The 11,203-nt window shown below is 30.5% G+C and carries 10 protein-coding genes; 7 read left to right on the top strand and 3 right to left on the bottom strand.

Annotated features, from left to right (window positions below; genetic code table 11):
• The first annotated feature begins 315 nt into the window (after positions 1 to 315).
• The 3 genes from PHC28_RS10045 to PHC28_RS10035 are packed head-to-tail and all read left to right on the top strand — an operon-like array spanning position 316 to position 3,338.
• Positions 316 to 501: a hypothetical protein gene (locus PHC28_RS10045; RefSeq protein WP_300099493.1), complete on the top strand. Its 186-nt coding sequence runs from the start codon at positions 316 to 318 to the stop codon at positions 499 to 501.
• A complete protein-coding gene (locus tag PHC28_RS10040; RefSeq protein WP_300099490.1) occupies positions 502 to 1,872 on the top strand; it encodes a class I SAM-dependent methyltransferase in 1,371 nt (456 codons plus the stop codon).
• Between the two features lie 14 nt (positions 1,873 to 1,886).
• Positions 1,887 to 3,338 (top strand): hypothetical protein, encoded by a 1,452-nt coding sequence (locus PHC28_RS10035; RefSeq protein WP_300099487.1) that lies wholly within the window; start codon positions 1,887 to 1,889, stop codon positions 3,336 to 3,338.
• Here the strand turns inward: PHC28_RS10035 and PHC28_RS10030 are convergent, their stop codons facing one another.
• Positions 3,339 to 4,481: a glycosyltransferase gene (locus tag PHC28_RS10030; RefSeq protein ID WP_300099484.1), complete on the bottom strand. Its 1,143-nt coding sequence runs from the start codon at positions 4,479 to 4,481 to the stop codon at positions 3,339 to 3,341.
• A gap of 44 nt (positions 4,482 to 4,525) precedes the next feature.
• Here PHC28_RS10030 and PHC28_RS10025 point away from each other — a divergent pair, with 44 nt between their 5' ends.
• From PHC28_RS10025 to PHC28_RS10015, 3 genes are read left to right on the top strand one after another with little or no spacing between them, the layout of a single operon-like run.
• Positions 4,526 to 5,350: a glycosyltransferase family 2 protein gene (locus tag PHC28_RS10025; protein WP_300099481.1), complete on the top strand. Its 825-nt coding sequence runs from the start codon at positions 4,526 to 4,528 to the stop codon at positions 5,348 to 5,350.
• Between the two features lie 5 nt (positions 5,351 to 5,355).
• Positions 5,356 to 5,754 (top strand): FdtA/QdtA family cupin domain-containing protein, encoded by a 399-nt coding sequence (locus tag PHC28_RS10020; RefSeq protein WP_300099478.1) that lies wholly within the window; start codon positions 5,356 to 5,358, stop codon positions 5,752 to 5,754.
• Positions 5,751 to 6,842 (top strand): glycosyltransferase family 4 protein, encoded by a 1,092-nt coding sequence (locus tag PHC28_RS10015; RefSeq protein ID WP_300099474.1) that lies wholly within the window; start codon positions 5,751 to 5,753, stop codon positions 6,840 to 6,842. Before PHC28_RS10020 ends, PHC28_RS10015 begins: the two co-directional genes overlap by 4 nt.
• A 9-nt stretch (positions 6,843 to 6,851) precedes the next feature.
• On the opposite strand, the gene PHC28_RS10010 is transcribed toward PHC28_RS10015, so the two are convergent.
• Both PHC28_RS10010 and PHC28_RS10005 read right to left on the bottom strand, forming a co-directional pair.
• Positions 6,852 to 7,730, bottom strand: a complete 879-nt coding sequence (locus tag PHC28_RS10010; protein WP_300099471.1) for a glycosyltransferase — start codon at positions 7,728 to 7,730, stop codon at positions 6,852 to 6,854.
• Positions 7,730 to 8,413 (bottom strand): cell division ATP-binding protein FtsE, encoded by a 684-nt coding sequence (locus PHC28_RS10005; protein WP_300099468.1) that lies wholly within the window; start codon positions 8,411 to 8,413, stop codon positions 7,730 to 7,732. The genes PHC28_RS10010 and PHC28_RS10005 overlap by 1 nt, the downstream gene beginning before the upstream one ends.
• Before the next feature lie 216 nt (positions 8,414 to 8,629).
• Here PHC28_RS10005 and PHC28_RS10000 point away from each other — a divergent pair.
• A partial coding sequence (locus PHC28_RS10000; protein WP_300099465.1) for a tetratricopeptide repeat protein occupies positions 8,630 to 11,203 on the top strand: 2,574 nt, incomplete at its 3' end.

The raw sequence follows: 11,203 nt of genomic DNA, 5'->3' as shown, positions 1-11,203 counted from the left end.
AATTCAGGGAGTTGTAATGGCTCAAGCCTTTGACAATTTTATATATTTATTGCTGTTAGGAATTTATTTTAGGAAGAATTTGTTTAGTTAATAGCTGAACTAATATAGATAATACAACTAATTGTTATGATTCATATTTGAATTGGAGCAAAATTTAGGTATTTTTGAAAAATAAACAAATAATGCGAATTAAGGGTTGAATCTATAACTTTTTGGTTTTCAATAGAGACCTAACAGGTTTTTAAAACCTGTTAGGTCTAATCAGAAGAATAATAGTATTTTATTTTAACCCTTGATTCGCATAAATAACAAAAAATGATTCCACTATACTTCGATCCAGGAACAGGAGCTTTAATCGTTCAATTTTTAGCGGCAGCAGTTGCTGGATTTTTATTGTTATATAGGACTGTTAAGATGAAAATAAAATCTATTTTTGGAATTAAAGATAAAGAAGAAGATGATTTTATGGATGAAACTGACAACTCGGAAGATAATAAATAAATGGAATCGAAAAGAAATACTTCCTCTTTCAGGGATCCATCAGGATATGTTTTTATTGAGGACAACAAAGTAAAAAGAGTTGTAAATCTAATCTATTTTGAACAATACAAAGCTTTAACGGATAGTGGTTTTTATAAAAACCTTTTTGATAAAAAGTATTTAATTCCGCATCAAGAAGTATCGAAAACTGATTCAGAAATTTGTATTGAGGCTTCTAAAATCCCTTTTATAAGTTATCCTTATGAATGGAGTTTTTTGCAATACAAACACGCCGCCTTACTGACGTTAAAAATCCAAAAATTATGTTTGGAAAATAATTTTACCCTAAAAGATGCTTCGGCTTTTAACATTACTTTTCACGAAGGCAAACCCATTTTTATTGATACTTTATCGTTTGATTTTTATCAAGAAAATAATCCGTGGTTGGCTTACAAGCAATTTATAATGCACTTTTTGGGACCTCTGCTTTTGACTAAATATTTCGGACAAGATCATTTGAAAACCTTGTCCCAAAATCTGGAAGGCATTTCTTTGCAAAAACTATCTCAATTGTTGCCTTTCAAAAGTTATTTTAGTCCCACAATATTGACCAATATTCATTTGTTGGCCAAATATGACAAAAAATACGAATCCGATAAAAAGACGGTTAACAACAATTTATCAAAAGCTTCCCAAATAAAATTATTGGATGGATTGTATGATTTTATTTCCAATTTATCAGTTAATGAAAAAACGGAATGGGATCATTATTACAACCAAATCAACTATAATGAAGCGGCTTATCAATTCAAGAAAGAGGTTGTAAAGGATTGGTTTTTATCTATAAAAGGCAAAACCTTGATAGATATTGGTGGCAATGATGGTACTTTTTCAAGGGAATTGAAAGACGTAGCAGAACTAGTTATTGTTGCCGATGTTGATCCAAATGCAGTCGAACAAAATTACAAGCAAGTATTAAAAAACAAAGAAAAAACAATACTACCAATTGTTGCCGATGTTTTAAATCCTTCGGCAAATTATGGTTTTAACAATGAGGAACGGTTTTCGTTTATCGATAGAGTGAAAGATTCAAATCTTGATGGTTGTTTGGCTTTGGCGGTGATTCATCACATTACTTTGTCTGGAAATATTCCGTTTTCGTTATCGGCGCAATTTTTTTCGAAAATGGCTCCCAATTTATTGATAGAATTCCCAACAAGAGTTGATTCTTGGGTACAGTTTTTATTGGACAGCAAAAGAGAATTTAAAAACCATTTTGATTTTTATAACGAAGAGAATTTCGAAAAGGAATATGGTGTTTATTTCGAGATTGTTGACAAACAAAAAAATGGAGAAAGAATTTTGTATAGTTTAAAACGCCGTCAACATTAATTTAAATTGTCAAAATGAAATTCAATATCAAGGAAAAATTTAATGATTTTGTAAATAATACAAAAGATTATCCATTATTAGCTGGGTTTTCTGTTGGTTTTTATGCTTTCGTATTCTATTTTTCCAATAATTTTGATTTGGTTAATTCTTGGAATCAAGTACTTTTTTTCTTTGCCTATTTTATTGTTTTTCCTTCGGCGACCATCTTTGTCATTTTTAAATTACTTCAAAAAAGTAACTATTCGAATTTTATTCCTAGGGTTATCGTAGCCTCCATAGTGTTCTTTGGTGCAATTTTTATAATTGGAATTCCTGTTTTATTCGTATCCTATAAACGAATTGCTTTATTTTCTTTTGTGATTCTTTTCATTTTATTTTTAAAAATAAAAAACCATAAATATGTAATTGTTTTTGTGTTTTTATTGTCAGTATTACCCGTTTTTAAATTAGGAAAAATAATATATTTAAATTTTACAAATTCCACAGAATGGCAAGTGCAACCCGATGCTATTTTAGAAACTAAATTTAGAAAAAAACCGAATGTATATTATATCCAACCGGATGGTTATGCTAACGAAATTAACTTGAATGATCCGCTTTATCAATATGATAATTCAGAATTTGATTCTTGGTTGCAAGACAGAAAATTCACTTTGTACAATGATTATAGAAGCAATTACGAATCTACGATGTATTCCAATTCCTCTTGTTTTTATATGAAACATCATTTTTCAAACGAATTTTCAAAATTCAAGTATGCTAGAGATTTTATTGTTGGACGTAATCCGGTTTTGGAAATTTTCAAGAAAAACAATTATAAAACATTTTTCATTACCGAAAGACCTTATTTGTTGATGAATAGACCAAATGTTTATTATGATTATTGTAATTTCAAATCGGAGGAATTGCCTCATTTTAATGATGGTTGGTCCAATTTTAAAGAAATTACTAATGAAATAGAGAATCAAATTTTAAGCAATAAGAAGACAAATAATTTTTTCTTTATCGAAAAATTTAAACCAGGACATATTGGTGTTTACAAAAACGGGAATCTTGGAGTAGAAAGAGAAAGAATGGAATACATCAAAAGACTAAAATTAGCTAATGATTGGTTAAAGCAAATTGTCACCTTTATTGAAAAAAATGACCCCAATTCAATTGTTATAATTGGAGCAGATCACGGGGGATTTGTTGGGTTTGAATATACATTACAAGCTCAAAATAAAATCACAGATTGCAATCTCTTGAATTCTGTTTTTGGCGCTAAATTAGCTATTAAGTGGAATGACCCAAATCATACAGAATATGATGCAAAATTGAAAACTTCTGTTAATTTATTTCGAACAGTTTTCTCCTATTTAAGTGGTGATAAATTGCTTTTAAACTATATGCAACCCAATACGAGTTATAATTCCTATGATGCTTCTGATTCTACTAAAGTCTATAAAGCAATAGAAGATAAATAATTATTTAATTGCCCAAGTTTCCAAATATTTTTCAGCAATTTTAATGTAATTGTGTTCCTTTTCGATAAAGTTTCTGGCTCGTTTTCCAATGGCAATTAGTTCTTCTGGATTTTCTATCAAAAAAGACAATTCATTCACTAATGAATCTACATCTGGTAAAGCATTTATGGCAACTCTTTCGGTTAAATTATAGTGTTTTGTAAACTCATTTTCGGCACCAGTAAAAACTACTTTTCCTTTTGCCATCGCTTCAAGTGCATTGTATCCTTGGTCATAAGCATAAACCTGATCGAGTAAAATATGAGCTTTGTTATAAAGCGAAATGTATTGGTTGTAAGGAACATTTTCGGTTATAAGTATTTCCACTTTAGAGCCGTATTTCTCTTGGATAATAGTCAGTGCTTTTTCGAAAAACCGAATTCCTTTTTTAATATAACTACCGCGATTAATTCCTAAGAAAATGACAACTTTTGAATCAATTTCTAATTCTTTAAATTCAATACTATCAGTGTTTATAGGATTTGAAATGAAATTCGGCTTGTAATTCATAGCTTCTAAAGGGATTTTATAATCCAAATCGGAAGCAATTAAAGTATTACAATTGATATTGAGCCAATCAAATGTTTTTCTATAACTTTTGGTTCTGTATTTTAATGGAAAACGAAACTTTTTCTTTAAAGAATTGTCTTCAAAATAGGGTGTCAAAACAGAATATTTCATTTCTTTTTTGAGCAAATAATCAATAATAGGAGTTTCGTCGCCACAAACTAACAAGCTACGACTTTCAATAGTTTGGAATAGTTTTTTATAAAGAAATCTCGATAAAAAAGGGTAGGTTTCAATAGCATCAGAATTGATTAACTGTACTTGGTGGAAGTCTTTTAGTTTTGGAAGCAAAAAATAAAATCGTATGGCTCTTTCAACTTTTTCTAAATCGATTGTAGTGATTTTTAAAATCAGATTTTTTACTTTTCGAATGAACCAAAAACGAGAAAAAAAAGCGGGATGAAAAGAATAATCAGTATTGTATTTTTTGAAATCATCACCACTGGAAACTGTAATTACCTCGTGACCTTGAGAAACAAGACCTTCTTTCAATGAATTATGCAATCGACTGTATTCTCCTAACAAAAGTATTTTCATTTGGCTGACATAAATTTCTATATTTGTGTAAATATACTAACAAATTGACAAACGAATTTAAAAACCAAGATTTAGAAATTCTAGTTTCGACAATGAATCGAAACAGTTTGGACTTTTTGATTCCGATGTTTCCTTTTTGTCATTTTTCTGAATTTTCCATTTTAATCGTTAATCAAACGAAGGAAAATATTCTGTTAAATTCTACGTTTCCTTCAGTCAGAGTTATCAATTCTTTTGAAACAGGCTTGTCCAAAAGTAGAAATTTGGCGTTAAAAAATGCTAAGGGAAAAATTGTTTTAATTGCGGATGATGATGTAGTCTATAAAAAGGATTTTGACTTAGCTATTGTTCAAACATACAATCAATATAAAGGCAAAGCAGTAATTAGTTTTTGTATCGAAAAACCAAACGGTTTGTTGTTTAAAAAGTATTTACCAAATGCAAAAATGAATTTAAGTTTGATAGAATTATTCAATATTTTGTCTGTAGAAATTACTGTGAACAAGTCGATTTTAGATAAATTAGGAGTTCTATTTGATGAAAATTTTGGACTTGGAAGTAAATTTGAAATGGGTGAAGAGGCTGTTTTTTTGTCTGACATAAAAAATAAAATGGATCAAATTGCCTTTGTTCCAAGCATAATTGCAACACATCCTGAACTTTCTTCAAATGAAAAATTTGATTTTGTACAACGATATTACATTCAAGGTGCTTTTTTAACAAGAGTTTTGAAAGTGAACTATTTTAAAGGTTTGGTAACCAAGATTTTTTTTGATTTGAAACAAAAAAAGCTAAAATTTAGTCAGTTTATAGGTGCAATAAAAAAGGCAACTCAAGGAAAAAAGGATTTTTACAAATTAAAAAAATAAAACTAATGCTTAATGATATTCAATTTCTGAATTTTCCTGTTGTAGAAGATGTACGCGGAAATTTAGCTTTCATACAAAATGATATTTTACCATTTGAATTCAAACGAATTTATTACCTTTTTGATGTTCCTAGTACTGCTTTTAGAGGAGGCCATTCTCATATAAATCAGTACGAAATCTTGATAGCGTTGAGTGGTAGTTTTGAAGTTGTTCTTGATGATGGCTTCGAAAAAAGAACTATTCTTTTGAATAAACCCAATGTGGGTTTACCAATAGGAACAGGTGTTTGGCGAGAATTGCAAAATTTTTCATCAGGAGCTGTTTGTCTAGTAATAGCTTCAGATGTCTTTGATGAATCCGATTATATTCGGGATTATGATGTGTTTTTAGAGTCTAAAAAATGAAAATTCTTTATATAACGCCAAAAATTAATAACGAAGGAGGTGTCGCTAGAGTACTTTCGGTAAAAGCGAATTATTTAGTAGAAAATTTCGGTTACGAAGTTCATATTCTTACCCAAAATGAAGGGAATAAACCTTTGTTTTTTTCTTTTGATGACAAGATAGTGCTGCACGATATGATATTGAAAGGCAATTTAATTTCCTTTTTTTTACAATATATAAAAGCGTTAAAAAAAGCAATAACTAAAATACATCCAGACATCATAATAATTTGTGACAATGGTTTAAAAGCTTATAGCATTCCGTTCATTTTAAAAACAAAAGCTTCCATTATTTTTGAGTGCCACGGTTCAAAATATATTGAAGAGAAAGAGCAAGCGAATTCTTTTTTCACTACAAAATTCAAATTAGCATTCAAGGAGTTTTCTGCCAATAGATTTACCAAGTTTGTTGCCTTATCAAAAGAGAGTTTGAAAGAATGGAATGTGAAAAATGGAGTTGTAATTTCCAATCCATTGTGGTTTAAATCATCTCGTTTTTCGGATTTAAAATCTAAAAAAGTAATTGCAGTAGGTCGTCATTCTTATGAAAAAGGACTGGATCGAATGTTGCAAATTTGGCAAAAAGTTATTGTAAATCATCCAGATTGGAGTCTTGAAATATATGGAAAATCCAATAAAAATCAAGAATTACAAAAATTGGTTAATTCTCTGAAGATTGGTAGTACTGTTGCTTTTTTTGACCCCGTAAAAAATATTAATGATAAATATCTTGACGTTTCAATACTAGTGATGACATCAAGAACAGAAGGTTTCGGAATGGCTCTTATTGAAGCAATGGCTTTAGGTTTGCCCTGTGTTGCTTATGATTGTCCTGTAGGTCCAAGATCGATAATCAAAAATAATGAAAATGGATTCCTTGTCGAAGATGGAAAAATTGATTCGTTTGTTCAAAAAATTGAATTACTTATCGAGGATGAAAATTTAAGATTGCAAATGGGTAAAAAAGCGCAAGAAAGCACGGAAAAATATAACTTAGACCGCATTATGCAACAATGGAAAACTCTTTTTGAGGAAATTACAAAGCAATGATTTTTGAAATTAGATAGTGCAATAATACCCCAGCTTATAAAAATCAAATAGCAATAAAGAGGGTGTTTGCGAAAGTAGATTAGTCATTGTTTTTCTTTCTCCTTTTTTAAATAGGAATGAAATAATGGAAACTAAATAAAATCGTTTCAAGAAATTATACGTTCTCAAAATCTTACTTTCAGATTGGTCTAAAGGAATTGTTTTGGAGATTAATTTTAAATTTTCTAAGGCTGTTTTTGTCTTGTCTAAAAACTGTTGGGATGTTTCTAACCCTAAATGAAAAGTTGGATTGTCAATATGTTTTACTACAAGTCCTTTTTTTTTCAAGCTCATCAAAAATACTAAATCTTCATAGCCATATTTTGTAATTGATTCATCAAATTTAGTCGAAAGAAAAATTTCTTTTTGTATTAGTAAATTAGATGTTAACGCATTTCCATTAGGATTTTTAATTCGTTTCTCAACCGAAAGTGATTCACGGTTTTTGCCATAAATCCATCTCAATAATTGATTGTTGTCAGGTTTTTCTTTTTGATATTTGATTCCGCCAAAAACTATTTTCTCTCCTACTTTTATTTGTTTAATATAGTTTTGGATGAAGGTTTTTTGGGTAGGGAAAGTATCACAATCCATAATCAATAGCCAATTAAATTTTGATTTTTCGGACAAAAAATTGATATTTATTCCTCTTCCTAAATTCGAATCGTTTTTTGAAAAATTACAATTTTCTAAATGGTTAACTTTTAAATTTTCAAGTTCAAAAGTATTTGAAGAATCGTCTTGGCATAAAATTTCAAACTCAATTTTACATTCTAAACATTGTTTTTGTAACTCCGAAACTAATGGGAATACATTGTAATTGTATGTTGGAATGAGAACGGAAAGCATTAAACTGTTTTTTGAATCACTTCAAAAAGTTTGGTGTCTTCGCATTTCAATGTTTTCGATGGGAATTTCATTAATAACGCATAATCGTGGGTAGCCATAATGACCGTTCTTCCGTTATTATTGATTTTCTTTAATACTTCAAGCACTTCAACGCTGGTTTGCGGGTCAAGATTTCCTGTTGGTTCGTCGGCAAGAATAAATTCGGGATTGTTTAGTAAAGCACGTGCAATGGCAATTCGTTGCTGTTCACCACCAGAAAGTTGGTGTGGCATTTTATCTGCATATTCTTTCATTCCAACTTTATCCAAAACTTCATCGATTTTGTTCTGAATTTGATTCTCATCTTTCCAACCAGTTGCTTTCAAAACAAAAAGCATATTGTCTTTCACACTACGATCTGGAAGCAATTTGAAATCTTGAAAAACAAAACCAATTTTTCTTCTCAAAAACGGAATGTCATCTTCTTTTAGTGTTGCTAGATCAAAATCCACAATTGTTCCTTCCCCTTCTTCTAAAGGTAAATCAGCATATAATGCTTTCATAAAACTACTTTTTCCAGAACCGGTTTTCCCAATGATATATATAAATTCACCGTGATTAACATCAAGATTTACATTGGATAAAATGGTTTTTCCTCCTTGAGAAATAGTTACATTTTTTAAAGACAATACTGGTTGAGACATAGGAAAATTTGTTTATGGTGTAAAAGTAACAAGATAAAGGCTGCATTCAAAATAAATTTTGCCTATTGGAGACGATTAATTTAAATAATGATTCTTTGTTGGGTTCTAAAGGAAGAAATTCGAAATTGTTTAAAAAGATGTTCATAATAAAAACGTTTTTCTATCCGTTATAGACTTTAGAAAATGATACATTTGAATTATTAAACAAAAACCACAATGCGTAAACTCTCCTGGCTTTTCTTACTGTTAATTTTCATTCGAACCCTAGACATTTCGGCACAAAAATCAGCAATTTATACACACGATTCAAAAGATTTTGACAAGGCACTTTCATTGTATAATGACGAGCAATACGCTTCGGCACAAATTATTTTCGATAAAGTAAAATCGGCTACGACTAATGAAGAACTGCTTTCGGATTGTTCGTATTATATTGCTAACTGTGCTATTCGCACCAATCAACCAGGCGCCGATAACTTGATGGAACGTTTTGTTGCGGATTATCCAACGAGCATTAAACAAAATCAGGCATATATTGAAGTGGCGCAATATTATTTCAAACAAGGAAATTATCCGCAAGCTTTGCAATGGTTCAATAAAGTGGATGAAAGTAATTTGAGTTATAGTGATCGTGATAAATATAATTTCCAAAAAGGGTACAGCTTTTTTAGTTCCAAAAATAAAAAGGAAGCTGTAAATTATTTAAATAAAGTTGTAAATTCAGCTGAATATGGTTCGCAAGCCAAGTATTATTTAGGTTTTATGGCTTATGAAGGCGACGATTACAAACAAGCTACAAAATATTTTGACGAAGTTTCAGGAGAAGAAAAATACAAAGAAAAGCTTTCTTATTATCAAGCTGATATGAATTTTAAGTTGGGTAATTTTCAAAAAGCGATTGATTTAGGTTTAAAAGCTATGGATAAATCAAATGCTATTGAAAAATCTGAATTGAATAAAATTATTGGCGAAAGTTATTTTAATTTGAAACAATATGACAAATCCATTCCCTATTTGGCTTTGTATAAAGGTAAAAAAGGAAGATGGAACAACACTGATTTTTATCAATTGGGTTATGCTTATTACAAGCAAAATGATTTCGAAAATGCGATTTCCCAATTCAATAAAATCATTGGCGGAAAAGATTTCGTGGCTCAAAATGCCTATTATCATTTGGGAGAAAGTTACCTAAAATTAGAAAAAAAACAGGAGGCTTTAAATGCTTTTAAGAATGCTTCCGAAATGGATTTTGACGCTTCGATTCAAGAAGATGCGAGTTTGAATTATGCCAAATTGAGTTATGATATTGGGAATTCTTATCAAAATGTTCCATCTGTTTTGATGGCTTTCTTAAAAAAATATCCAAATAATGCCAATAATTCTGAGATTGAAAAGTTGTTGATTGATTCTTATATTTCGTCAAAAAATTATAAGGAAGCATTGGTTTTATTAGAAAAGAACAAATCGCCAGAAAATAAATCGGCCTATCAAAAAGTAACTTTCTATCGCGGATTGGAATTATACACCGACGGGAAATATCAAGAATCTTCGTCAATGTTTGAAAAATCAATCGATGAACCAAGAGATGCCAAATTTACTGCTCGCGCCACTTTCTGGAAAGGAGAAGCCGAATATGTTTTGGAAGATTTCAAAAATGCTGTGTTGAGTTACAAGCAATTTTTGGGTTTAGTTCAGGCCAAGGAAACGCCGGAATATTTAAATAGTAATTATAATATTGCTTACGCTTATTTCAAGTTGAAAGAGTATGATCAAGCGGGGAATTATTTCGAAAATCAGATTGAAAAAGGGAAAAATGACAAAGTGCGTTTGAATGATTCTTACTTGCGTTTGGCCGATTGTAGATTTGTGGAATCTAAGTATACGCCAGCTTTAGAAGCATATAATAAGGTAATCGATTTAAGGAGTATTGATGCTGATTATGCCTATTTTCAGAAAGCAATATGCTACGGATTTCTTTCGAAAAACAATCAAAAAATCGATGAACTCAATGCTTTTTTGAAATTATATCCAAAATCGGATTATCGTGATGATGCCTTGTTCGAACTAGGAAATACGTATGTTGCAGATAAACAACAAGACAATGCAATCAAAACCTACGACCGCCTAAATACTGAATTCAAAAAAGGCTCTTTCACTTCGAAAGCGATTTTGCGTCAAGGTTTGATTTATTACAATTCAGATAGAGATGAGCAAGCTTTGGTAAAATTCAAGAAAGTAGCTGCTGATTTTCCTAAAACTCCCGAAGCATTAGAAGCAGTTGCAACGGCTCGATTAATCTATGTTGACAATGGAAAAGTAGATGAGTATGCGACTTGGGTTCGTACCTTAGATTTTGTTACGGTTACCGATGCAGAATTAGATAATGATACTTTTGAAGCTGCCGAAAAACAATATTTGCAAAACAATACCAAACAAGCCATTTCAGGATTTAGTGGTTATGTTTCTAAATTTCCAAACGGAATTCACTCCTTAAAAGCCAATTTCTATTTGGCGCAATCTTATTTTTCAGATGCGCAAGAAAGCAAATCTATTCCTAATTATGAATACGTAATTGATGAACCACGAAGTGAATTTACAGAACAATCTTTAGCGCGATTGGCACAGATTTTCTTGAAAAGCAATGATTATTCTAAAGCAATTCCGGTTTTATCTCGTTTAGAAACCGAAGCTGATTTTCCTCAAAATAAGACCTTTGCACAATCTAATTTGATGAAGTGTTATTATGATAAAAAGGATTATGACAATTCGGTGGTGTATGCCGAGAAAGTT

It is taken from the genome of Flavobacterium sp. (assembly GCF_028712645.1).
In the GTDB taxonomy this organism is placed as follows: domain Bacteria; phylum Bacteroidota; class Bacteroidia; order Flavobacteriales; family Flavobacteriaceae; genus Flavobacterium.
This window is presented reverse-complemented; position numbering and strand designations above follow the sequence as displayed.